General features: G+C 34.4%; 23 protein-coding genes. 11 read left to right on the forward strand and 12 right to left on the reverse strand.

Features of this window, described 5'->3' with window-relative positions; genetic code table 11:
• The first annotated feature begins 160 nt into the window (after positions 1–160).
• Positions 161–1,459, forward strand: coding sequence for an MFS transporter (locus ABH960_RS02680; protein ID WP_016127605.1), 1,299 nt, complete (start codon positions 161–163; stop codon positions 1,457–1,459).
• A 119-nt stretch (positions 1,460–1,578) separates the two neighbouring features.
• On the opposite strand, the gene ABH960_RS02685 is transcribed toward ABH960_RS02680, so the two are convergent.
• Both ABH960_RS02685 and ABH960_RS02690 read right to left on the reverse strand, forming a co-directional pair.
• The gene (locus tag ABH960_RS02685; RefSeq protein ID WP_002089904.1) at positions 1,579–3,147 is read right to left on the reverse strand and encodes a BCCT family transporter; all 1,569 of its coding nucleotides are present in this window, start codon (positions 3,145–3,147) and stop codon (positions 1,579–1,581) included.
• A gap of 362 nt (positions 3,148–3,509) precedes the next feature.
• Positions 3,510–4,580, reverse strand: coding sequence for a nitric oxide synthase oxygenase (locus ABH960_RS02690; protein WP_002089906.1), 1,071 nt, complete (start codon positions 4,578–4,580; stop codon positions 3,510–3,512).
• 217 nt (positions 4,581–4,797) lie between these two features.
• Here ABH960_RS02690 and sodA point away from each other — a divergent pair, with 217 nt between their 5' ends.
• A complete protein-coding gene (sodA, locus tag ABH960_RS02695; protein ID WP_404442529.1) occupies positions 4,798–5,424 on the forward strand; it encodes a superoxide dismutase [Mn] in 627 nt (208 codons plus the stop codon).
• Between the two features lie 88 nt (positions 5,425–5,512).
• Here sodA and ABH960_RS02700 read toward each other — a convergent pair whose 3' ends face one another.
• Entirely contained in the window at positions 5,513–6,457 is a 945-nt protein-coding gene (locus ABH960_RS02700; protein WP_404442532.1) for an NAD-dependent epimerase/dehydratase family protein, read from the reverse strand.
• A 43-nt stretch (positions 6,458–6,500) separates the two neighbouring features.
• Complete coding sequence (locus ABH960_RS02705) at positions 6,501–7,091, reverse strand: AmiS/UreI family transporter (RefSeq protein WP_002068662.1); 591 nt, start codon at positions 7,089–7,091, stop codon at positions 6,501–6,503.
• 523 nt (positions 7,092–7,614) lie between these two features.
• Between ABH960_RS02705 and ABH960_RS02710 the strand changes: the two genes are divergently transcribed.
• Complete coding sequence (locus ABH960_RS02710; RefSeq protein ID WP_002143948.1) at positions 7,615–8,016, forward strand: hypothetical protein; 402 nt, start codon at positions 7,615–7,617, stop codon at positions 8,014–8,016.
• Positions 8,017–8,133: 117 nt separating this feature from the next.
• Here ABH960_RS02710 and ABH960_RS02715 read toward each other — a convergent pair whose 3' ends face one another.
• Positions 8,134–8,952 (reverse strand): glycoside hydrolase family 191 protein, encoded by an 819-nt coding sequence (locus tag ABH960_RS02715; protein WP_016096433.1) that lies wholly within the window; start codon positions 8,950–8,952, stop codon positions 8,134–8,136.
• A 296-nt stretch (positions 8,953–9,248) separates the two neighbouring features.
• On the opposite strand from ABH960_RS02715, the gene ABH960_RS02720 reads away from it, so the two are divergent.
• The 5 genes from ABH960_RS02720 to pelG are packed head-to-tail and all read left to right on the forward strand — an operon-like array spanning position 9,249 to position 16,078.
• A complete protein-coding gene (locus tag ABH960_RS02720) occupies positions 9,249–10,472 on the forward strand; it encodes a GAF domain-containing protein (protein ID WP_044438341.1) in 1,224 nt (407 codons plus the stop codon).
• Positions 10,472–11,392, forward strand: a complete 921-nt coding sequence (locus ABH960_RS02725) for a tetratricopeptide repeat protein (protein ID WP_404442537.1) — start codon at positions 10,472–10,474, stop codon at positions 11,390–11,392. Before ABH960_RS02720 ends, ABH960_RS02725 begins: the two co-directional genes overlap by 1 nt.
• Positions 11,376–13,208: a DUF2194 domain-containing protein gene (locus ABH960_RS02730; protein WP_404442540.1), complete on the forward strand. Its 1,833-nt coding sequence runs from the start codon at positions 11,376–11,378 to the stop codon at positions 13,206–13,208. Before ABH960_RS02725 ends, ABH960_RS02730 begins: the two co-directional genes overlap by 17 nt.
• 3 nt (positions 13,209–13,211) lie before the next feature.
• Complete coding sequence (gene pelF, locus ABH960_RS02735; RefSeq protein WP_404442543.1) at positions 13,212–14,633, forward strand: GT4 family glycosyltransferase PelF; 1,422 nt, start codon at positions 13,212–13,214, stop codon at positions 14,631–14,633.
• Positions 14,621–16,078: an exopolysaccharide Pel transporter PelG gene (gene pelG / locus ABH960_RS02740; protein ID WP_404442546.1), complete on the forward strand. Its 1,458-nt coding sequence runs from the start codon at positions 14,621–14,623 to the stop codon at positions 16,076–16,078. The genes pelF and pelG overlap by 13 nt, the downstream gene beginning before the upstream one ends.
• A gap of 49 nt (positions 16,079–16,127) precedes the next feature.
• Here pelG and galE read toward each other — a convergent pair whose 3' ends face one another.
• Complete coding sequence (gene galE, locus ABH960_RS02745) at positions 16,128–17,144, reverse strand: UDP-glucose 4-epimerase GalE (RefSeq protein WP_002016440.1); 1,017 nt, start codon at positions 17,142–17,144, stop codon at positions 16,128–16,130.
• A 184-nt stretch (positions 17,145–17,328) separates the two neighbouring features.
• A complete protein-coding gene (gene trhA, locus ABH960_RS02750) occupies positions 17,329–17,976 on the reverse strand; it encodes a PAQR family membrane homeostasis protein TrhA (protein WP_105586729.1) in 648 nt (215 codons plus the stop codon).
• 164 nt (positions 17,977–18,140) lie between these two features.
• Here trhA and ABH960_RS02755 point away from each other — a divergent pair, with 164 nt between their 5' ends.
• Entirely contained in the window at positions 18,141–18,701 is a 561-nt protein-coding gene (locus tag ABH960_RS02755; RefSeq protein ID WP_372488433.1) for a DUF1836 domain-containing protein, read from the forward strand.
• Positions 18,702–18,744: 43 nt separating this feature from the next.
• Here the strand turns inward: ABH960_RS02755 and ABH960_RS02760 are convergent, their stop codons facing one another.
• Entirely contained in the window at positions 18,745–20,190 is a 1,446-nt protein-coding gene (locus tag ABH960_RS02760) for a DEAD/DEAH box helicase (RefSeq protein ID WP_219300729.1), read from the reverse strand.
• 179 nt (positions 20,191–20,369) lie between these two features.
• The gene (locus ABH960_RS02765) at positions 20,370–21,101 is read right to left on the reverse strand and encodes a lysozyme inhibitor LprI family protein (protein ID WP_404442552.1); all 732 of its coding nucleotides are present in this window, start codon (positions 21,099–21,101) and stop codon (positions 20,370–20,372) included.
• Between the two features lie 178 nt (positions 21,102–21,279).
• Between ABH960_RS02765 and guaC the strand changes: the two genes are divergently transcribed.
• Complete coding sequence (guaC, locus tag ABH960_RS02770) at positions 21,280–22,263, forward strand: GMP reductase (RefSeq protein WP_002068771.1); 984 nt, start codon at positions 21,280–21,282, stop codon at positions 22,261–22,263.
• Positions 22,264–22,401: 138 nt separating this feature from the next.
• Complete coding sequence (gene pepF, locus ABH960_RS02775) at positions 22,402–24,219, forward strand: oligoendopeptidase F (RefSeq protein ID WP_404442555.1); 1,818 nt, start codon at positions 22,402–22,404, stop codon at positions 24,217–24,219.
• A 36-nt stretch (positions 24,220–24,255) separates the two neighbouring features.
• Here pepF and ABH960_RS02780 read toward each other — a convergent pair whose 3' ends face one another.
• From ABH960_RS02780 to ABH960_RS02790, 3 genes are all read right to left on the reverse strand, one after another.
• Positions 24,256–25,134, reverse strand: a complete 879-nt coding sequence (locus ABH960_RS02780) for a radical SAM/SPASM domain-containing protein (RefSeq protein WP_002016446.1) — start codon at positions 25,132–25,134, stop codon at positions 24,256–24,258.
• Positions 25,135–25,314: 180 nt separating this feature from the next.
• Positions 25,315–25,794 carry a 23S rRNA (pseudouridine(1915)-N(3))-methyltransferase RlmH gene (rlmH, locus tag ABH960_RS02785; RefSeq protein ID WP_404442558.1) on the reverse strand — a complete coding sequence of 160 codons (480 nt, stop codon included), beginning with the start codon at positions 25,792–25,794 and terminating at the stop codon, positions 25,315–25,317.
• A gap of 59 nt (positions 25,795–25,853) precedes the next feature.
• Positions 25,854–26,039, reverse strand: coding sequence for a CxxH/CxxC protein (locus ABH960_RS02790; RefSeq protein WP_002035001.1), 186 nt, complete (start codon positions 26,037–26,039; stop codon positions 25,854–25,856).
• Between the last annotated feature and the right edge of the window lie 17 nt (positions 26,040–26,056).

Genomic DNA, 26,056 nt, shown 5'->3' on the forward strand with positions numbered 1-26,056 from the left:
TAACCCAACCCCGTGAGGTTGAGAAGGAAGTCGGAATATACTATACGTATGGTCTTTTTTAGGGATACGTATGCTTTTTTGGCCTTCTCATCATATCAGGTGAGAAGGCCTTTTGTTATTCTTCCATAGTGACTGTAGAAGAAAATAAGGAGGAGTAATGATGAACGTCACTACTGATGTACAATCAACAACAGAGGAGACGAAAGAGAAAAGATATAAAACATTGTTTGGTTCTGCGCTAGGATATGCAGCAGAAGGTTTAGACATGTTGCTCTTATCTTTCGTACTCGTCTACATTTTAAAAGAATTTCATTTAAGCCCTGTTGAAGGTGGAAACTTAACATTAGCTACCACAATAGGAATGCTAATCGGGTCTTATTTATTTGGATTTATTGCTGATTTATTTGGGCGTATCCGTACGATGGCCTTCACAATCTTACTATTCTCACTAGCAACAGCACTTATTTATTTCGCAACAGATTATTGGCAATTATTAATTCTTCGCTTTTTAGTTGGAATGGGAGTTGGTGGTGAATTCGGGATTGGGATGGCCATCGTAACTGAAACATGGTCTAAAGAAATGCGCGCTAAGGCGACATCCGTTGTTGCACTTGGATGGCAATTTGGCGTACTAGTCGCTTCACTCCTTCCGGCATTTATCGTCCCGCATTTCGGATGGAGAGCTGTTTTCTTATTTGGACTCATTCCCGCTCTACTAGCTGTTTACGTCCGCAAAAGTTTAAGTGAACCGAAAATATGGGAACAAAAACAACGATACAAAAAAGAATTGTTACAAAAAGAAGCTAAAGGTAATTTAACAACTACTGAGGCAGAACAACTAAAGCAAATGAAAAAGTTCCCACTTCGAAAGTTATTTGCCAATAAAAAAGTAACGATAACAACAATTGGTCTTATTATTATGTCATTCATCCAGAACTTCGGATATTATGGAATTTTCACATGGATGCCAACTATTTTAGCGAATAAATATAACTACACATTAGCAAAAGCGAGCGGCTGGATGTTCATCTCTACGATCGGCATGCTAATTGGAATTGCGACTTTTGGTATTCTAGCCGATAAAATTGGTCGCCGTAAAACTTTTACAATCTATTATGTCGGTGGTACTATATACTGTCTCATTTACTTCTTCTTATTCACAGACTCAACATCGTTGTTATGGGGAAGTGCATTGCTTGGATTCTTTGCCAATGGCATGATGGGGGGATTCGGAGCAATTTTAGCTGAAAACTATCCTGCTGAAGCTCGCTCGACAGCAGAGAACTTTATTTTCGGTACAGGACGTGGGTTAGCTGGATTTGGACCTGTTATTATCGGCTTACTTGCTGCAGGTGGTAATTTAATGGGAGCATTATCTCTCATCTTCATTATCTATCCAATCGGTTTAGTTACAATGCTATTATGTGTCCCAGAGACGAAAGATAAAGTATTAGAATAGATTGAAACTATACGAAATATTTATCCAAATACTGTCCCCTCAGGAAAAGTATTTGGATAAATAGCAAAGAGGAAGCATCTCAAATGAAATGCTTCCTCTTCTTATATAAATACAATTATTTATTTTGATTTACTAGCTTTTTGGAACAAGAAGCTAGTTTTATCTTCTTCTTTTACAATACCTTGTTTTAACGCTAATTCCCCTGCGACTTTAGGCGCTAGCCATAGCATTGGGAATAACAGAATAGATACCGGAACAGCCGTCACTACAATGAAGGATTGTAAGGCGTTAATACTTCCCTCACCCATATATAAAAGAATCGCCGCAACTGCGCCCATAATAAGCGACCAAAAAACTCGCAAACTAATTCTAGGATCTCCATCTCCAGTCACTGCCATTGAAATCGAATAAGCCATTGAATCTCCTGTTGTCACTACAAATAAAATTGTTAATAAAAGAAATGCAGGTCCAATAATATTAGATAGTGGCAGTTGCTCTGTAATTGCAATCATAGCCGCTGGCATACCAGATTCACTTAATGCGGTCGAGATAGAACCAGGATTCATTAACTCATAAAACACACCTGATCCCCCTAGTATAGTAAACCAAAACGTTGTAATAATAGGTGCAATAATTCCAATTGCAACGATGATTTCTCGGATTGTTCTTCCTCTTGAAATTCGGCTCACTAAAATTGCCATCATCGGTCCATATCCAATAAACCATCCCCAGAAAAAGATTGTCCACGATCCTAACCAAGCTGTATCACCACGATATGTGCTCATTGGAATAAATTCATTTATATAAAATCCAAACGAAGAAACAAATGAATCGATAATAAATCCACCTGGTCCAAATAGTAATACAAATACCATTAATAGAACTGCTAACCTAACATTTAAATTACTTATAATTTGAATCCCTTTATCAATTCCTGTTACCGCAGATATAGTAGAAACAGCTACTACACAAACAATAATGGCTAATTGAGTAGTAAACACATCAGGAATGTTAAACAATGCTTGTAACCCATAACTTGCTTGCAAGCCTAAAAATCCGATTGGACCAATCGTCCCTGCAGCTACCGCAATAATGGCAAATACATCGATCATTGTTCCAAGCCAACTCTTTCGTAATTTCTCTCCAAAAATAGGATATAAAAGCGTTCGAGGTTTTAAAGGCATATCTTTATGATAATGCCCGTACATCATAACTACCGCACTAATTGTACCTAAAATCGTCCAAGCCAGGAAACCCCAGTGCATATAACTTTGTGCTAAAGCCGGCATTACCGCTTCTTTCGTTCCAGCAGTTATACCTTCATGTATTGGTGGCACCGTCATCAAATGGTACATCGGCTCTGCGGCTGCCCAAAAAACGCCACCTCCGGCAAGTAATGTAGACATAATAATAGCGAGCCATTTTGTCGTACTAATCTCAGGTTTTTCTAGTCCCCCAAGTTTAACTCTCCCATATTTCGAAAACGCCATACACATTGCAACAACAAATGTACCAATTAATAAAACCTGCCAAAAGGCACCAAAATATTTAATTGAAGCTGCAAAACTGCTATTAATGGCTCCCTCTACGTAACTTTTATTTAAAATAACTGCAATTACAAATAATAAAAGTGAGCCACCACTAATAAGAAATACAGGCCAATCCGTTTTTCGACTCTTCATCCTCATTTACACTTCCTCCTTCCTCAGCAATCTAAAAAAACAACTTTATTATGTTTTCTTGTTTACACCCAAAACACAATGATTATATAAGCATAATAATTCATCAATTTCCTACACACTTATGTTGTCCCTAAAAATATGCTAAATCCCTTATTTAAAAGAAAATTTCTATTCCTATTACATAAAAAAGCAAAACAAAAGACCTTATATTTCTATAAGGTCTTCGAAACAGAAATTTGATTATAACATAAGGAACTCCTTGGTTCAAAAAGCCCTTTCCAAAAATAGCCGATAGTAAAGGCTTCCATTTGCTACGTAACAGTAATTAAAAAAAATTATATTTTGCAGAAAAAAAACTATACTAGCTATTATTTATGAAAGAAATTCGGCTTCAAAATTTCATTTGGATACGGTTTATGATAAATATGAGTGGTAGCTGGCGACAACGGTGGAATGAGCCACACCCAATTACCTGTTACAACCCGCCCACATGCCGCTTCCTGCTTCTCAAATTGTTGAAATTGTTGTGCAGCTGTATGGTGATCCACAATACTAACTCCTTGTTTTTTAAAAGAATGTAAAACAGCCACGTTTAATTCAATTAGCGCCTTGTCTTTCCATAACGTACCGTTTCTCGATGTATCGAGCTTCATCATCTCCGCAACAGCCGGAAGTAAATTATAGCGATCATGATCCGCTAAGTTACGAGCCCCAATCTCCGTTCCCATATACCATCCATTAAACGGGGCTGCCGTATAAGAAATACCGCCAATTTCTAAGCACATATCTGAAATCATTGGAACCCCATACCATTTTGCTCCAAGTGACGAAATCGGGTATTCTGGGTGTTCAATTGGCACTTCTTTTACTTCTTCTCTCGGAATTTCTTTATATATAGGTGCCTTCCCGTTTATAGAAAACACAAGTGGCAATACATCGAAATTCGTACCTTCTCCTTGCCAGCCAAGTTCCTGACAAAAATCTGTAAACGCAGTGGAATGAGAGTCACCAATCACTCCCATTTCTGTTTTATATCCTGCATACCGAATCAATTGGTGATTATAAATTCGTATATTATTTTCTTCACCTTGATATTGCTTAAAAATTGTAATTGTCGGTTTAACTTTCCCATCGTTCGTTGCATATTTAATATGATGAATTAATGCATTGTATACACCTTCCTCATCATTTACCTCACGTGCATCTAATATGTGCATCTTACTCCAAAATAGTCTTCCGATACATCGATTACTATTGCGCCATGCCATTCGTGATCCATGAACAAGTTCTTCAAATGTATGCTCATACGTCCCCGTCTTCTCTATCTCAACTTGAATTTCTTTTATTCTCTCTTCTATGAATTGTTCTTTATTAAGCTCTTTATAGCAAACCGTAATAAAATGACTCGCTTCCTCTATTAATTGTTTCGTTTTACTCATAAACGATCTCCTTCTATTTCAACAAAACGTTACTACTTTACAGTATAAGCAAAAAGAATAAGAGTCACAAATGAAATTCGAAGTGTTACTTTTATTGTAATATTTTTCAGAAAATTAAAGAGATTACTATTGACTTGTATAAAAAATAGGTGTATTTTTGACTCAGGTAAATTATTTTTACCTAGACCAACTTTTTAATAAGAAAGGAGGGAATGTTATGTCTTCATTTCAATTGCCAAAGCTTTCATATGACTATGATGAACTAGATCCATATATCGATAGCAACACGCTTTCTATTCATCATGGAAAGCACCATGCGACATACGTAAATAACTTGAATGCCGCTTTAGAAAACTATACGGAATTACATAATAAATCTTTAGAAGAGTTACTATGTAATTTAGAAACTTTACCAAAAGAAATTGTTACAGCTGTCAGAAATAACGGTGGTGGACATTATTGTCATAGTCTTTTTTGGGAATTAATGAGCCCGCGAGGTGGCGGTGAGCCTAATGGAGACGTTGCAAAAGTAATTGATTATTATTTCAATACCTTTGACAACTTAAAAGATCAACTTTCCAAAGCAGCTATTAGTCGTTTTGGAAGTGGCTATGGATGGCTTGTTCTTGACGGTGAGGAACTTTCCGTTATGAGTACACCCAATCAAGATACACCTTTGCAAGAAGGTAAAATTCCATTACTCGTCATCGATGTATGGGAACACGCCTATTATTTAAAGTATCAAAATCGGCGTCCAGAATTTGTTACCAACTGGTGGCATACGGTGAACTGGGACCTGGTAAATGAAAAGTATTTACAAGCAATTCAATCACAAACACATTAGTCGTGCGTATAAGGTAAATTTGGTAATGTAAAATTAGTATTGTCGAAATCCTCCAGAATCCCCCGGATTGCCACCGGGGGATTTATGATTATTTCATTGTATTTATGTAATAACGTAAAACTTTTTCCGTCTCTAATTTCAACTCTCGGAACGGGAATCCTAATTCACGAGCCTTTCCATTATGTAACGTACAATTAATCACTCCATTATAAGGAGCTATATTATCTCCTACTTCTTGAATGAGCGCTTTTCTCCCGGTATTCTCTTCTATGAAACGAATAACTTCTCTGGTAGAAACCACCCCGTTACTACAAGCATTAATTGGCCCTTCTATGTTTCCCATCCCGCACCAAGCTAAAAACTGTCCTGCTTCCTTTTCATGTATAAATGACAACTCTCCATCTACATGATCCACAACGATAGACTCTTGTTTCACAACATGTTCAACGTAAAATTGTAATCTTTTCGTATAATCGTTTTCTCCAATAACAACTGGAAAACGCACTGCGACAACTGGAAATGTTGCATGTTGAAATAAAACTGCTTCGGCTAATCGCTTACCTTCACTATAATTGAAATCATTCCTACCTCCATACGTAATTGTATACTCGTACGGATTGAAGTTTTCTTCTAACAGGCCTAGCGCAGGCTCATAGACAGCCATTGAAGATGTCATAATGTATTTCTTCGTTTTTCCTTTTAGCACTTCACATATTATCTTCGCTGCATTCGAGCTATAGCATAAATTATCGTATACGATATCATAACTTTTACCTTCAAAACGCTCTTCTAGTAGCCTCTCATCTTCTCTATCTACAATCAGTCTTTTTACTGCATCTCCAAAGGAATCTTCAGTAACTCCCCTCGTCGCAATCGTTACATCATGTCCAGCTTGCAACAGTACTTCTACTAAATGTTTACCAAAAAATCTTGTTCCCCCTAGCACCAATACTTTTTTCACCTTCATCATCCCCGTTTTCAAAAATTGTAAAATACTACCTCTATTATTATAAACGCTAAAATAAAAAAACATGGAATCAGTTTAACGATTCCATGTTTTTTCTACACACGATACATTAACGTACTCGATATTTAAAAATACAATAGCAGCAATATAAAATAGAAATTACTGATACATAAACCCATAGTTCATATATGAATCCCTCGCCCCATACTCCCATAAAATAAAAGAGTGAAGGCAACGTCAATGTTACCCATGATTGTACAAAGGCAATTCTGCCAAGATATTGATTGATATTCTTTTTTTGTGCATTTAATACAAAGAATAAATACCAAAGTAATGCCCACATAAACCATGTTAACGCATTAACAACATCGTGGAATTGAACAAATGAAACAATCATATAGAATAAAGCAATAATTGCTACCCAAATACAGAACCAGCCTAGTCCACTACTATCCATTCCTTTAATAAAAGTAACGCCTACATATAAATAAGTTAAACCAAATAAAAAAGTAGCCGCATATGAATATACCGTCCAATTACTTTGATCAGAAATCATAATCAAATAGAACGGAATGATAATTTGTAATGCCCCCACAAATAAATTAAAGACACCTGCACTTTTCATCTCTACTTTGCCTAATATGACAAGACTATTTAAAAATAAAGCTGCACCTGAAAGTAATAATCCTACGTAACCCATATATATTCGTGTGAAAATCTTTCCCTTTCACACTTTTAACCTCCCCACAATATAAAGTGATACTTTATCCCGCATTAACGAGCAGTAAAACTCCCACCTCAAAATTCAGCTGGAGCAAAGAAGTTAAGTGGGAGATCAACTGCCCGTAAAGCCCGATTGGTGAAGGCTAATAATCAGTGGGGATGAACAACCCCCACCCACTGATTAAAGTTTCACTTTATTATTTTTCTTCCTATTTAAAACTACATACATAATTTTTAATCTGAATAAGTCAGACTTCCTACCTTAAAAAATAACAAATTTAAAACGCTTTCAATAATAAATAACCCTATCAAAACATGAAATAGGATTCCTTGATTATAAACGTACTCTAACAATGATACAAGTGTTGGAATACTTTTCAATACTACGTTTTGAATTTCTATAAAAAATTAGTAGAATGATACATTTTCCCTATCTCATTCTATTAATTATTTGCATAGAATATCGTACACTCATATTAATTTAGAAAGGTTTGATATTTATGCCTCTTCATTATCCAAATCATTTTGTTTTTCACTCCACAGGTGTATTAACAAGAGAGCCTGCAACTGTTTCAGCAGTAGTAAACATTGTAAATTTAGATGCATATTACACACACCATGTAACTATAGAGGTTTGGGATTGGTCTAACTATTCTAATCCTGTAAAATTACCTGTACTACTTGGTGAAAATACGGAAGTAGCATTCCCATATATTTTACAAGGCAACCACTTAGCAGTTTTTTATGCTGATTTAGATGACTCTATTGATTTGTATGAAATCCGTATTTCTTATCCTGGCCACTCCAATATTGTTGCAAATTGTTTTGGGCGAAGTATCCCGCCATATACAAGCCAAGAAGGTAATACAGTATACCATAAACAACTCGTTCGAATTCATTAAATCTCCCCTATTATGTGAAAGGGGCTGGTCAGTAATACATTTATCTTTATAAGATAATCGTATTACTGACCTAAAGCGTGATAGTCAATCTTGATAGTTTCTCATTTTGAACACTTGCTATTTATCATAAATATCATTCGGATTTATTGTAGGAACAAATCCATTTGTAGAACTATATTTTTTAGATACATTATCTGGGGTCACGGTAAACGTTACAATTTTATTGCTTTGTTGTTTAAAATAACGCATCCAATTTTGACTCCATTCATCTTTCGCAATAACTTGTTTATTGAAGTCTTCCCACAATACACCATGTATAAAATTCAAGGATGTATTTTTGATTGTGTCAAATCCCCAATTCTGTATAAGAAGCAGGTTGGAATCAACACTTTTAATTTCTTTTAATAAATTTACATATGCTTCTCGAAATTTCCCTTGTGTAGACGGCTGATCATAAAAATAGTCATCAATATCACCAGCTGTATCTAAAAACACCCCATCTATTCCTTTTCCAATGACTTGCTGTTTCACCTTATTCACAACAATCCCACGGTAGTGTTCATCAGCTAAATTCATAATATATGTATCCCACTGCTCAATTTTCATTTTCTTACCATCTCTATAATAATAGTCTGATTCAACTACTTGCGATTTATGCCACGATTCTAATTCTAAAACACTAACATAGCCAAGAACTACCGTTCCTGATTTTTTTAATTGCTGAACCTGTTCTTTCGTAAATGCATATGGCTCTATAATAACCATGTCATACTTTGAAAGTCTCTCAATTACTTGCTCATTTGCTTCACCATAATAAATTTTATAACTTCGTACATTTTTTAAAACTGGTTCCACAACATTTGCTTGTGCGGATGTACTTGAGGAAAAAATAAAAGAAAATATAGCTAAAAAGCATACGGAACGTTTCCACTCCATAATAATATTACCCCCTATACAACTGTAATTTTCTATTGTTTTAAATGTTAATACAAATATAGTAATACCATAACATTCTACATTTTTTCAAACTCGATTTTTATAAAAATTCCAATAAATGCAATACATTAACAGAAATTAGAATTTATTTCACTTGAATTTACTACATCTCTGTTGATAAAATGATTTGGGCTTTATATATTATATATCTTAAAATAATTCTTTTAAATTATGTATTTTATTTCAGTGTACTATTCCTCAAAATTAAATTTGCAAACGAAAGAAGGGGTTTTTTTATGCACTATAGACAATCTAATATATTCCAAAAGATGATTGAACCTACGATTCTCTTTATTGCACTATTTTTTCTATCAATACTAACTGATTTTCTTACACCAACGTATGAATACTTCCTACTCTTATTTATTACATTAATTATCTCCAGCCGGTATGGCATATCTATTGCCCTTTTTGCCTTTCTGGAAGCAATGATTTATATTTTCATAAGCGGTATATATAAAGAAAATGATGTATTACTGTACTTTTATTCATTAGATTACTGGATAAGTTGGATTTTCTTACTTGTTATTAGTTTATGCTGTGGACTGATGAGCACTGCACAAAAAGAACGTTATGAAGATGTACATATGATAAATAATGAGTTGAAAGCTGAAAATAAAGAATTAAAATATGTCGTGAAACAATTGGATGAAACACGTATTACACTACGTTCTCGTGTACTTGAATCAAATAACCACTTATCTAAAATGTATCATATGTTTAAAGCTTTAAATCATACACATCCTGAAATTGTACTGGATGAAGGAATGAATGTATTAAAAATGTATTTTGGAGCAAAAAAAATTGGTATCTATCACGTTGATAACAATAAACAATCGCTTCGTATTAAATTAAGAGCTGAAACTGGTAAAAATACATTATCTCAATCTATTTTCGTTAAAAACGCTTCCTTAGTCATCAAAAATGCGCTAGCGCATAATCGACCTTTTTTCCGTACAGATGAGGATTTTCAAGACGCTCCACTTTTAGTTGGTCCCGTCCTATTCCAAGATGATGTACAATACGTCATTATATTAGACGAAATCGAATTTTCAAAAGTAACTTCTGAGCAATTCGAACTTTTCACATGGTATTTACGCTGGATGGGTGATCGTTTACAAAACGCTTCTAATCTTTGGCTATCCAGTCAAGAGGATCGTACATTCCCTAAAACAAGCATTTATTATGAAGATGAATTTAAACATTTACTAAAAATAGAAAAGAAACGTTACGAAACACTATCTTATCCATATTCCTATTTTGAGTTCAATGCTCCACAAGATTATTTAGGAATGATAAATTCTATTTTAAAAGACCATTTGCGAGATATCGATATATTCGGTTATAGTACGACCGAGCAGAAAATCATGATTTTATTACCTGGCACTGAAGAACATTTTTGTATACAAGTTCAAACTCGTATACAAAACGCTCTTTCTTCTAAAGGAGTGATAGTCTAATGATTTTACTCCTTCTTTATTTTATTTATGTTATTTTGGTTTTTCTTTTATTTCGATTTACGAAAAGTTTGATTACTAAAGATAAAAAAGGAATTATTGAATTTTGCTTGATTCTATCTCTTCTTTTCCCGCTTATCGGACTTATTGTATCAGCAATCATGTTATTACTTAATATAAGACGTTCCAAAACCGAGTGGTTACAGCAATACTCTAATTATGTTGCCTTTCACGTTGATAATTACGAAGATATTTTGGAATCAGCAAAACAAGATATGGACTTAATTTCATTTTCTTCTGGATTAGAACTAGATAAGCCTGAATTACATAAACAACTCATTGTACAGTTAAGCTCCTCCTCTATTGCTAATGAAGGAGGCTTATTGAAAGAAGCCATTCACCATAAAGATCCTGAAACTGTGCATTACGCAGCAACTACTATTAATTTACTAAATGAACGGTACGAAAAACAAATCGAATACTTAAATAAGCAATTTCTACAAAATCCACAAAATGAAATTGCAAAAGAATTGGTTTCTAACTATTTAAGATATATAAACAGTGGTCTTCTTTCTAATCAGCAAAAAGAAAAAATAATCGCTAAATTTATGAATTTTATTACACAAGGTGTAGAACTATTCCCTAACGAACCTCTTTACCCTTTCCATCTTGGAAATCTGTTTCTACACACAAAACAATATGCAAAGTCTGAAGAACAATTTTTAAAGCTTATTCATTTCTATCCTGAATCATATTACGGTTACGTTGGTTTACTTGAAATATATTATGAGCAACAGTTATGGGACGAGCTCTATAACTTAATCAATAATCTAACGGATGCAAAAAGAGTTCATATACTACCGCGTAAATATCAATTATTTGTAAGGCAGTTTGGAGGCGCACACATTGAAAAAGGGGATTAATATATATATCGGGATTATTAGTATCATTTTATTTCTCTTAATTTTATCCATCCTTATATATCGAACAGAAAATTTTCATCAAAAGTTTTCTGTTCCTAAAACTAAAGAAACAGATACTGTTAAAACACTCAAAGCAAAAGATGTAGCTCAAAATGGACAAAAAATGCAATTATACGTTTTAAAAACGGATAATACATTAGGGCAACAAGTCGAATTTAATACGAAGAAGGCAATGGATTACGCACACCTACACTATAAAGATATTACAGCTAATGAAATTAAGGGACTTACACCCTCTCCCTATACAGGGATTATTATTACAGGTGAAATAATGGAGCAACTTCCACAAGCTGATATTCAAAATTTTGTACAAATGGGCGGAAGAATTATTATCGCAAACCGACTTGATTCAGATCCTTCCTGGAACACATTATTTGGTATTACCCAAAAAGAAGGTTTCAAAGATGCGAAAGGATTAACCTTTGAAGAAGTTTTATTCCCTGGTTATCCAGATCTCTCAAGTTCTTCTCCATTGTTTACTCATAGCTCAATGAATATTACGCTAGATGAGAATACAACTAATACTTGGATTACAGCGGAAGATACTCCCATCCTTTGGACCAATGACTACGGTGAAGGAAAAGTCTTATATTGGAATACAACAGCATTGAACGATAAATTAGGTAGAGGTATGTTCGTTCAATCACTGGGTACTATTTTCCCGACTTTCGCTTCAGCACAACTTGGAGCGGAGATTATGTATATCGATGACTTCCCATCTCCGATTCCAAGTGGAGAACTAAAAAACTTAACGAAAGAAAAAATTTCTGTTGAAGAATTTTATAAAAAACATTGGTGGAAAAATATGAAGGATATCTCTGAAGATCTTGATATTAAATATACGGGTGTTGCCATTGGGACGTACCAAAATAAAGTAACGCCACCCTTTGAAGATTTCACAGGTAAAAATAGAAATACCTATTTATTATTTGGGAGAGAATTACTAAGTCACGGCGGGGAAATAGGCATTCATGGCTATAACCATCAACCTTTATTATTACCACCAGATCCAGTAGATAAAGCACTTGAATATGTTCCATGGAATTCAAAAGAGGATATGGAGAGCTCCTTAGATGCTCTGCAAAAACTCGTGTATAACTTCTTTCCAAACGAAAAATTAAAAACCTATGTACCACCATCCAATATTATAAATACAGCTGGATTAAGTGCATTAAACGACGCAGTTCCAACTATGGAAACAGTTGCTTCTCTATATGTGGGAAGTAAAAATAACGGTAGTTTAATTCAAGAATTTGGACCAGATGAACATAATAAAAACATTTATCACTTCCCGCGCATTACGAGCGGCTATGCTATCACAGATGAAGAGCAATTTATCTTAACTGATGTTACCGCAAATTTAGGGGTTATCTCACATTTCGTCCATCCAGATGATATCCTTGATGAAAAACGCTCAGGTAATTTAACATGGGAAGAATTATTTAAAGCTTATAAAAAGACAATTAAAGAAATACGAGAAAGATATCCTTATATAAAAAGTATGACCCAAAGTGAAGCAACTGCTTCTATGAAAATTTATCAAACTGGTGACCTAGATGTTTCTTATGAAGATGATGCTGTTCACATTGCATATAAAGGGTTACCAAACCATACTTCAACAATTATACGTGTAGAAGAAGGTAAGAAGATACAACCTAGCTCATTCTCTTACGGTACAGTTAAAAAGCTTGATTCCCAAATTTATAGCGTTACGTTAACGAAAGCCAGCGCTACGATTCCAATTAAAGGAGCATAACAGATGAGAATAGGTTTGGTCGTTGAAGGCAGCTATCCCTTTGTAAGTGGAGGGGTAGCAAGCTGGGTTCAAATGATTATCCAGCAGTTTAAAGAACATGAATTTACGATTTTCGCGATAGTCCCTCAAGTAAAAACAGAAGATGAATATCAATATGAAATTCCAAGCAATGTAAAAGACATCATTCTGATTCCTTTGCAATCAGAAAATGAAGCAAAACATATAAAAACTAATTTAACTAAACAAGAAGTACAGACACTTCAAAAATGGTTTACATTTCAAGCCAACGATACAACAGCATTACAAATATTAGGGAATAAACAAAAACTAGGAACACTCCATTCCTTCTTCGAAAGCCGTGAGTTTTATGCAATTGTTAAAGAAAGCTATTTATATGAAGAAAGTAGTGGATCCTTCTTAAATTACTTTTGGATGTGGAGATCTATGTTCACACCAATCATTCAAATTTTACAAATTGATTTTCCTGAATTAGATCTTATTCATTCTGTATCGACAGGGTATGGTGGATTGCTTGGTGCTGCAATTAGTGCCAAGTCCGATATACCATTTATTCTAACTGAACACGGTATTTATTCTCGGGAGCGTGAAGAAGAAATACTACAATCTACTTGGATACCAATTGAATATAAAAAAAGATGGGTTTCTTTCTTTCATCACTTGTCTCATCAAGCATATGAACAAGCCGCTGATGTAATTACGTTGTTCGGCCGAAATAGTGCATATCAAAAAGAATTAGGTGCTCCGGCCCATAAACTAAAAATCGTTCCAAATGGCGTTACTTTATCTGACTATAAAGGGTTACGTAAGCCAAAATACAATTCGGATAAACTCATCATTTCCGCTATTATACGAGTTGTGCCAATTAAAGATGTAAAAACAATGATTTATGCAGCTAAATTATTATTAGAAAAAGATATTCCATTTATATTTTACTTACTAGGTCCTGATACAGAAGAAGCAGAATATGCTCAGGAATGTCGTGATTTAATTCAACAATTAGGATTAGAAGAGCATGTAATAATGACCGGCAAAGTAAATATTAAAGATTACTTAAAACAAACAGATATTCTCGTATTAACAAGTATATCTGAAGGACAACCATTAGCTATGTTAGAAGGAATGGCAGTAGGATTACCATGGGTTGTTACAGATGTCGGCTCTTGTAAGGAATTAATTTACGGACAAGATGAAGATCCTTACGGACAATGTGGATTTGTTGTACCACCTGTATCTCCTGAACAAGTTTCCATTCATTTAGAGTGGTATTATCGTCACCCTGAATCCATTCAACAATTTGGGGATAACGGGCGCAATCGTATTGAAGCGCACTATCAATTATCAGGTGTCGTTGATAGTTATCGTAAGCTTTACTTAGAAAGAGGTAAAAAAACATGGCAGGGATAGGATTTCGTTTACAAAAATTATTCCAAGAAGACTACTATTCTTCCAGAATAAAAGCGTACGGATTTTCATTATTTGTTACAGCTGGTCCTTGGTTAGTCGTTATTTTAGCAGTAACAGCTATTCGATACATTTTAAGTTTGTTCCATTCTATTTCAATTGAGGAACAGCGCCTTTTCACAATTTCAATTTCATACTGCTTCATTTTTTCTCAAATCATATATGGTGCCTTACAGCTCATCGTAACTAGATATGTGGCCGACCTTTTATACGAGCAAAAAGCTGATAAAGTATTTTCTTCCTTTTTAGGAATGACGAAAATCACACTTTTTTTAGCTATTATCTTATGGATTTTGTTTGCAATTTTTACACCATTAGCCTTGTATTATAAAATCGTGATGCTATTTTTATTTTTAGCTTTAAACATCATTTGGATTCAATCCATTTATTTAACAGCAGCTAAAGATTATCAGTCCATCGCTCTTGCATTTTTAATTGGTTCCATTTTCTCCTTATCTGGAATTGCGCTTATTGCTTACTGGCATCCAACACTTGGAATAGAACATGGATTGGCCCTATTACTTTTAATTTCTTTTACAATCGGGACTTTCATTACATTAGTGTGGTTAAGTATAGTTATTGTACGAATGTTTCCAAATAGTGATGCTACTGAACAATTTACCTTTCTTTCTTATTTAGATAAATATCCAGAACTATTTTGGTCAAGCTTACTTTACAATATTGGCATTTGGGTATGTAACTTTGTTATTTGGTTCGGAGAAGGGCGAGGAAATATTGAAAACACGTTTATTTATCATCAAATTTATGATACATCTGTTTTCTGGGCTTATTTAAGCATTATCCCAACCTATATTTTCTTCGTAGTATCCATTGAAACAAGGTTTTATGAACGGTATAAGAAGTTCTTCGGTTCAGTTAACAATGGGGCGACATTAAATACAATTTTACAATTAAAAGAATCAATGAACTTTGTCCTAAAGCAAGAAATGGAACGAATACTTCGTAATCAAGGTATTTTTTCTTTACTTATTATTTTTATAATATGGATGTTTAGTTCGCAATCTGGGAACGTAACACTTGAATACTCTATTTTGCAGCTGACTATAATTGGTGCTTATGCAAACGGGATGATCCTTGTTATCACATTACTACTCTTATATTTTGAAGATCGTAAAGGAGCATTTCGAACATCAGTCCTGTTCTTTTTTGCAAACCTGTTATTAAGTCTTCTTCTACTTCCATTTGGATTTAATGGTTACGGTATTAGTTTTGCACTCGGATCTTCTATTACATTCTTATATGCTATTTCTAGACTCTTTACTTACATTAAAGATATTGATTACTATACGTTTTGTCAGTCAAATACTCCTATAAAAAGGCGAACTTTCTTTACTAAATTTGCTAATAAACTTAATGGAAATAAATAAATAAAAATGACCTTTTGCTCCCGCAAAAGGTCATTTTTTTATCTGTTTATTAAACTTCTAGATAGCCATTTTTGTTATTTGATTGCCATCTCCAAGAGTCTGCACACATCTCTTCTAATCCGCGTTTTGCTTCCCATCCTAATTCACGCTTCGCTTTCGATGCATCTGCAAAACATACTGCCACATCACCAGGACGACGTTCCGTAATTTTATAAGGAACTTCCTTGCCTGAAACTTTTTCAAATGCTTCAACCATTTCTAATACACTATAACCAGTACCTGTACCGAGATTGTATGCATCTATCCCAGTAGTGCCAAGTACCTTTTCAAGCGCCTTTACATGGCCATTTGCTAAGTCTACAACATGAATATAATCACGGACACCCGTGCCATCTTTTGTTGGATAGTCATTTCCAAATACACTTAATTCCTTTAACTTCCCTACTGCTACTTGTGTTACATATGGCATTAAGTTATTTGGAATTCCGTTTGGATCTTCTCCAATACGTCCACTTTCATGTGCACCAAATGGGTTGAAATAACGAAGTAATGTGATACTCCATTCTGCATCCGCAAATGCTACGTCACGCATAATTTGTTCAATCATTAATTTCGTTTGACCATATGGATTTGTTGCACTTAATGGAAACTCCTCCGTAATTGGTGATGTTTCTGGAATACCATACACTGTTGCAGACGAACTGAAGATCATCTTCTTCACATCATGCTTCTGCATCACTTCACATAGCACTAATGTGCTTGTAATGTTGTTATGATAATACGTTAACGGAATTTCTACTGATTCCCCTACAGCCTTAAAGCCTGCAAAGTGAATAACAGCTTCAATTGTATTTTCTTCAAAAATCGTATCAAGTGCTTCTCGATTTAAAATATCTTCTTTATAAAATTTAAACTGTTTTCCTGTTATCTCTGTCACTCGATTTATAGACTCTACTGAGCTATTCGAAAGATTATCTACTACTATAATTTCGTAACCGTTTTTTAGTAATTCTACGCATGTATGACTACCAATATATCCTGCTCCACCTGTTACAAGTATTGCCATAATTATAGTCCTCCATATTTCATTCATTATAAACTTCTCAAAGTATATCACATATTTCTTATCATATGTTTATTATGCGAACACAGAAACTTACATTTTATCCCATGATTTTTTGTACAATACACGATTCAAATCAGGTAATAAAAAAAACGCCACATAACAGACATCGCGTGGCGTTTTTTGATTAAATTACGTAACAATATACACTTAGAAAATGTGCAAGACTACCTAACAATACAAAAACATGAAAAATTTCATGGTGTCCCATATATTTAAACTCCAACCATTTTGGCTTCGCACCGTAAATAAACCCACCAATTGTATAAAAAATGCCTCCAAGTACTAAGAAAATAATACCTCCTGTACTTAGATTCTCAGCTAGCGGTGCAAAGAATAGAACAATTAGCCAACCCATCAGAAGATAAATTGCTGTCGATAACCATCTTGGACAATTAAACCAAAACATTTTAAAAACAATACCACAAATTGCCGTTGCATAAACTAAACAGAATAATAGTAAACCATTTGCCGAATTTAATGTAATTAAGCAAAAGGGTGCATATGTACCTGCAATTAATATGAAAATCATAGAATGATCTAGCTTCCTAAAGAAATAAATAACACGTTCACTAGCTACGACACTATGATACACAGCTGATGCCATATAAAGGACCATCATCCCGATACCGAATAAAATAACAGCTGTAATTGCAGCAACAGATGGCATCTTAACAGAAACTTTCACAAGCATAGCTAATAATGCAATAAATGATAATACAGCTCCTCCTAAGTGAGTAAATGCATTAACTGGTTCTCTTACATAAACATTCATATAAACACCCCTCATATAATTACATGTAGTTTTAATAACTACATGTAATTATATACATATTTTCCGTACGGGTCAACATTTACAATTCATTTGTTTCGTAATACCATATTTAAAGATATACTAAACATTAAGTTCCACTAAGTTATAAAAGTGAGGGGTTCTACGTGGAAAATATAAATAAATTACTTGAATCATTACATTTAGAAAAAAGTATTAAACTTGAGGATATCCCAAATGTCGACTTATATGTAGACCAAGTTGTCCAACTATTTGAGAATACTTATGTGGATACAACGAGAACTAATGATGAAAAAGTATTAACAAAAACAATGATTAACAATTACGCAAAAGGGAAATTATTCATCCCTATCAAAAATAAAAAGTATTCAAAAGAACATATGATTTTAATCAGCTTAATTTATCAATTAAAAGGAGCTCTTTCCATTAATGATATAAAAAGCTCCTTAGAAAATATAAATGCACCGTTAATAAACGATGATACATTCGAATTAAACACTCTATATAAAGATTACCTTTCTCTTACTGACACCAATGTGGAAAGCTTTAAGCAAGACGTGAATAACCGTGTTAAGGAAGTAAACGAGGTTTCTTCCTTAGAAGATCCAAAGCTAGAAAAGTTTTTATTACTAACATCCTTCGTGACTATGAGTAATATGTATAGACGTTTAGCAGAGAAACTAGTTGATGACCTCAAAGAAACTTAAACAAAAAAACTATCCACCTGTTAGAGGTGGATAGTTTTTTTGTTTACTTAATTGCTTCATGAACCTTTAATTGTTTCCCTTTAATCGTTGTGTTTTTCATAATTTTTAAAACAAGTGGTCCTTTTCCATTTAATATTTCAACGTAAGAAACATTGTCTTGTATTGTAATAATGCCTATATCTTCTGCTGTAACACCTTTAATTTTAGCAATTGTACCGACGAAATCTACCGCCCTAATTTTCTTTTTCTTCCCGCCATTAAAGTACAATTTCATAATTCCTTTGTTTAGGCCTGCATTTTTATCTTTCTTTATAATTGGTTTAGCATGTATCTTTTCCTCAAATACTGCTTTACCTTTCATAACTTCTTCTTTTGAAGGTGCAAGTGCCTTTGGAATTTCAAAGCCAATGTACTCCTCAATCTCTTCTAAAAATCTATTTTCATACGGCGTCATGAATGTAATAGCTTTCCCGTTATTACCAGCTCGTCCCGTTCTTCCCGTACGATGTACATAACTTTCTTTTTCTAATGGAATATCATAGTTAATAACATGTGTAATATTATCAATATCAATTCCTCTAGCAGCTACGTCTGTCGCTACTAAATAACGGAACTTTCCTTTTCTAAAATCGTCCATAACTTCAAAACGATCTTCTTGTACCATACCACCATGTATTTTGTCACAAGGATAGTTAACCCGCTTTAACTGTTGAAATACGTGATCTACATTTTCTTGCGTACGGCAAAAAATAATACAACTATCTGGATTCTCAATCGTTGTTACATCTTTAAGAAGTGAAAGCTTCTCCTCTTCTCTCATCTCAAAAAGTGTATGTTCAATCTTATCTGTTGTAATCCCGGTAGCCTTAATTTCAATATGCGTTGGCGAATCCATATACGTACGAGATAACTTTTCAACATCTTTTGGAAGTGTTGCTGAAAATAGCATTGTCATTCGTTTTTTAGGTAATTCGTCAATAATTGCCTCTACTTGATCGATAAAACCCATATTCAGCATTTCATCCGCTTCATCAATAACTAAATACTTCAAACACTCTAAAGAAAGGGTACCTTTTTCAATATGATCTAACACACGGCCAGGAGTCCCAACTACAATATGTGTTTTTTGCTTTAACTCTAATTTTTGACGTGCAAATGGAGATTTACCATAAACTGCAGCGGCCTTAATTCTTTTGAAACGACCTATATTCGTAATGTCTTCTTTTACTTGCACCGCAAGCTCTCTCGTCGGTGTTAAAACTAAAGCTTGTGGCTTATTCTCTTCCCACTCCACCATTTCACAAAGTGGTATGCCAAATGAAGCGGTTTTTCCACTTCCAGTCTGTGATTTCACGACAAGGTCTTTCTTTTGCAAGGCAACTGGAATAACCTCTCCTTGCACTTCCGTTGGATGTTCATATCCTAAACCAGTAAGTGCTCTTACAATTTCTTTACTTAATGCATAATCAGCAAAACTTTTTTTACTCATATGTTAACCTCTTTTTATTCTGTATTATTTTCTTTTTTCGCTTTTCCTATCAATGAATCATCATATACCTTATTATGACCTTATTCATTATACTTGAAAGCTCACATAAAAAGGCGAATCATTCGTGATTCGCCTGACTAAACAAAAGGATCTTCTATTTTAAAAACTTGTTAAAAATATTATTCCATATATTGCTCAACTAACTGATAACATCTTTCCCTCGTACTATTTGCATTCGATGAAATAGTTGCTATCCCTGATAATGTTCCCCGCCCAGATTCATTCCAAGCTTCTTCCGCCTTGCGATCTCGATACGTAATCCATTCACGCTGTTTCTCTCTCAAAGTGTTCATTTCACTTGTAGAAAGTTGCTTTTTCAAAACAGCATAAATCTCATTTAAAGCTTGATCCCATGCATCGTATCTTTTAACTTCCCCTTCTTTCATTTCAGTTGTAATTCCGTTCTCATATAAGTAATCGAGCTTTTTCAAACTCTCCTCAATACTATTTAGTTTAGTAATATATTCTGCCTTCTGACCGGTAATAACACTTTCTTTCTTCGGCTTCTCTTCTATTACTTTTTCTTCCTTACGGTTCTCATCTTTTGTTTTATCTACATCTACCGCCCTCGGCACACTCTGTATAATTTGTTCATTCGCATTTTGATAATATATTTTAAACTGTTCTTTCCCTTTCGTTTCCCTAATAATTACGTTAAGTTGCTCTTTTACATCCGCAAACTTCTGCTCATTTTTCAACTCCTCTACTTTAACTAGCATTTGCTTATATTTTTCTTCCTCATCTTTTTGATTAGCTAAAACTTCTCGTTTTTCTTTTGCTTGTTTGGCTAATATAACTGAACTAGCAGAATCATTTTCAATTTCCCTCCTTTCTTTTTTATAAACGAACATTATGCATAAGAAATCTATTTAAATTCGTTTTTAACGTTATTTTTTAAAAATATTGGCTTCTTTTTAAAAAAACGTTAAGAAAATCTTTGACTTCTTACTGAAAATGATGTAAATTATCCTATGGACGAACATTTTCAATCAATAAAAATAAAATATTCGTATTTTAGGGGTGTAAATGATGGAAAACGTATTTGACTATGAAGATATTCAATTAATTCCTGCAAAATGCATTGTAAATAGCCGATCTGAATGTGATACAACTGTCACTTTAGGAAAACATAAATTTAAATTACCTGTTGTACCTGCAAATATGCAAACGATTATTGATGAAAGAATCGCAACTTATTTAGCTGAAAATAATTACTTCTATATCATGCATCGTTTCCAACCAGAGAAACGAATTTCATTCATTAGAGATATGCAATCACGTGGATTAATTGCTTCAATCAGCGTTGGTGTTAAAGAAGACGAGTACGAATTCGTACAACAATTAGCTGCTGAGCAACTTTCACCTGAATACATTACAATCGATATCGCACATGGTCACTCTAACGCTGTGATCAACATGATTCAACATATTAAAAAACATTTACCAGAAAGCTTCGTTATCGCTGGAAACGTTGGAACTCCAGAAGCGGTAAGAGAATTAGAAAACGCTGGTGCTGATGCAACAAAAGTTGGCATTGGACCTGGTAAAGTTTGTATTACTAAAATTAAAACAGGCTTTGGAACTGGCGGTTGGCAGCTAGCTGCACTTCGCTGGTGTGCAAAAGCTGCAAGTAAGCCAATTATCGCTGACGGTGGTATTCGTACACATGGCGACGTAGCTAAATCAATTCGATTTGGAGCAACTATGGTTATGGTCGGTTCTCTATTCGCAGGTCATGAAGAGTCTCCAGGGGAAACAATCGAAAAAGATGGCAAACTTTATAAAGAGTACTTCGGTTCAGCTTCTGAATTCCAAAAAGGTGAGAAGAAAAACGTTGAAGGTAAGAAAATGTTCGTTGAGCATAAAGGTTCTTTAGAAGACACTTTAATCGAAATGGAACAAGATCTTCAATCTTCTATCTCTTACGCTGGTGGAACAAAATTAGACGCAATTCGTACTGTAGATTATGTAGTCGTGAAAAACTCTATTTTCAACGGTGACAAAGTATATTAATTTATAAATTTAACTAGAAGGACAAGCATTTTTTATGCTTGTCCTTCTTTTTCATGTATAAAAATGTAAAATATTTTCATTTCACTGAATTTTCTAGTATCATATTTTTAGATACTTATAATAAGGGGGATATAACAAATGAAAAATGTAATTGAGGAACGCCTTATTCGCGCGGAAGTCTCTACTGAATTGACATGGGACCTTTCTGATTTATACGAATCTGATAAAGAGTGGGAAACTGCATTACGTGTATTAACAGACGATATAAAAAAACTTGATGCATTTAAAGGACAATTACACACTAGCCCCGCTACCTTATTAAATTGCCTACTTTTAGAAGAAGAACTTTTAATGAAGTTAACAAAACTCGGCGCATATGCAAATTTAAAAGAATCCGCTGATCGTACAGATTCAGTTATTCAAGCGAACTCTTCCAAAATTTCCGCTCTAGGAACGAATGTACATACCGCACTATCCTTTATTCATAACGAAATTCTCTCATTTGAGGAGGGAATAATTGAAAAATATTTAACTGAGGAAATAAAACTTGAACCTTTCCGTAAATCATTACTAGAGATACTCAAAAAGAGGCAGCACACTCTCTCTCCTGAAACAGAAGAAGCTCTTGCTGCACTCGGCGAAGTTCATAGTTCACCCTACAAAATTTACGGCATGACTAAATTAGCCGATATGGATTTCCCTTCTATACAAGATGAACAGGGAAATGATTTGCCTGTATCGTTTGCATTATTCGAAAGCAAATATGAATTTTCTCCAAGCGCATATATACGTAAAAAAGCATATTCATCATTTGTTTCCACATTGAAACGATATAAAAATACAGTTGCAACAACATATGCTACTGAGGTAAAAAAACAAGTGGCGCTTTCTCGTTTGCGCAAGTACGAGTCCGTTACCCATATGCTTTTAGAGCCTCAAAAAGTTCCACTTGAAATGTATAACAACCAACTAGATATTATTTATAACGAATTAGCGCCTCATATGCGCCGTTTTGCAGATTTAAAAAAGAATGTATTAGGGCTTGATCAAATGCTTTTCTGTGACTTACATGCACCGTTAGATCCTGAATTTAATCCAACAATCACTTACGAAGAAGCTGGCAAACTCATTCAAGATTCTTTAAAAGTATTAGGAAATGAATATAGTTCCATTATCGAAAAGGGCTTCAAAGAAAGATGGGTAGACCTTGCAGATAACGTAGGAAAATCAACAGGTGCCTTCTGCTCTAGCCCATACGGTTCTCACCCTTATATTTTAATTACATGGCAGGGTACGATGCGCGGGTGTTTCACATTAGCTCATGAATTTGGACATGCTGGTCATTTTTATTTAGCAAATAAAAATCAGCGTATTATGAATGTGCGTCCATCTATGTACTTCATTGAAGCTCCATCAACGATGAATGAATTACTATTAGCCCAGCATTTACTTGCGACTACTGAAGATAAGAGAATGCGCAGATGGGTTATTCTGCAACTACTCGGCACATATTACCACAACTTCGTTACCCATCTACTTGAGGGAGAATATCAAAGAAGAGTATACGCTCTAGCAGAAGAAGGGCAAGCACTCACAGCTACAACTTTAACTGAAATAAAAACGAAGGTCCTTTCGACATTCTGGGGAGATTCCGTAGAAATTGATGAAGGCGCCGGTTTAACATGGATGCGTCAACCTCACTATTATATGGGCTTATATTCTTACACATATTCTGCGGGACTAACTGCTTCTACCGCTGTAGCTCAAATGATTAAAGAAGAGGGACAACCTGCTGTTGATCGCTGGCTTGATGTACTCCGTGCAGGCGGTACAATGAAACCACTTGAATTAATGAAACACGCTGGAGTAGACATGTCAAAACCAGATACAATCCGTAAAGCTGTTTCTTACGTAGGTTCCTTAATTGATGAATTAGAACGTTCTTATCAAGAATAAAAATAAGCCCTCGCTTTATGAGGGCTTATTCTATATTTACTTTCCAAATCTTTTGCGGTATCCGCACTTTCTACATAGTTCTTCTACTGCAACCCTTTTCGAAAATCCATCTACAATATTGTTCGCTCTTTCGCCTTCAATAATATTAGAGAATGAATCATTATTAATATTTCCAAGATTAATAATTCCCTCACCATCTAGACAACAAGGAATAACAGTTCCGTTCGCTAAGATTCCAGCCTGATTTCGAAGACCATGACAGAATCCTTTTCCATCATCCTCTTCTTCATGCAATGCCGGCCACTGGAATTCATAGTCTTGATTAATAAAGACACGTTCCGCAATTTTTATACCTTTTCCCGGTGTAAGCTTCTCTTCAATTTGATAAGATAGATCAAACTCATTTTCAATTATAGATAATAAATCCCTATTTTTTTGGATTTCAGCATTTGTTTTATTATCCTGAGTTAAATTCCATAATCTTAGTGAAACGATTAAGTCCGATTGACTTGTTGCCTCTCTAATGAAAGAAAGTATACTCCTTACATAGCCCTCTTTATCTTGCGAACCTGGGTGTCCATCAAAACTGTGCAGTGAAAAATTCATTTGTCTTAACGCAGGCTTATTTAACAGTCTATGCCTTCTCTTATTAATTAACGTTCCGTTCGTTGTAATATTAACTTTAAACCCTTTTTCATGGCTTAAATCTAATAGTTGATCTATTTTCGGATGGAGCAACGGCTCACCCTTCACGTGCAAATAAATGTAGTCTGTGTGAGGTTTAATTTGGTCTAATCTTTTAGCAAAATCCTCTACAGAAATGAATTGCTTCTGCCTTTCCGTCGGCGGACAAAAGCTGCACGCGAGATTACATACACTCGTAATCTCCAAGTAAAACTTCTTAAACTTCTTCACCTTTAATTCCTCACTTCTATGACTACTTATACTTTTTCCCTCTTCATATTACAGCATATTTTTTTAGAAATAGAAACATACTTATTTTAGGAAATCTACATACCATCTATTAATGTTTAAAAGACCATCGGTGATTTTTGTCCAATGGTCTTTTTTACTCTTTATATACAAATGAAAAATTTATTTATGATACGGTTCACCACGATTAATCCGAAACGCTCTATACACCTGCTCAAGCAATACTAATCGCATTAATTGATGTGGTAATGTCATCTTTGAGAAAGAAAGAGATTCGTTTGAACGCTTCATTACTTCCGAACTAAGCCCCAGTGATCCGCCAATTACAAATATGATCTTGCTCTTTCCATATGTAGCAAGGCGATCTATACTTACCGCAAATTCTTCTGATGATTTTTGCTTTCCTTCTATTGCTAATGCAATGACGTGCGTATCATCAGAAATTTTATCTAGTATACGAATACCTTCTTTTTCTTTTACAATTAACATTTCTGCTGCACTTAAATTTTCTGGTGCCTTTTCATCTGGCAATTCAATTACTTCTACTTTTGCGTAAGAAGATAATCGTTTTAAATATTCTGCTATACCTTGTTTTAAGTACTTTTCTTTTAATTTCCCAATTGAAATAATCGAGATATTCACATTTATTCCCCACCTTACAAACACGTTATCCACAAGACTTATCCACATATCCACAAATGTTACCCACATATTGTGTGAGAATCTGTGTTCGATACAACATATGTCGCCTCATTTTGACAAAATTCACATGTTTTTTTCTCTTCTTTAGAGTTATCCACATTGTTAATAACCGGTGCGACTTCACACTCATCCACAATGATATCTAATGCTAATTCAACATGTTCTAAACAACAAGGTAAATTCATATTCTTCACCTCACTTT

It is taken from the genome of Bacillus sp. RC252 (assembly GCF_044909215.1).
Taxonomy (GTDB): Bacteria; Bacillota; Bacilli; order Bacillales; family Bacillaceae_G; genus Bacillus_A; species Bacillus_A mycoides.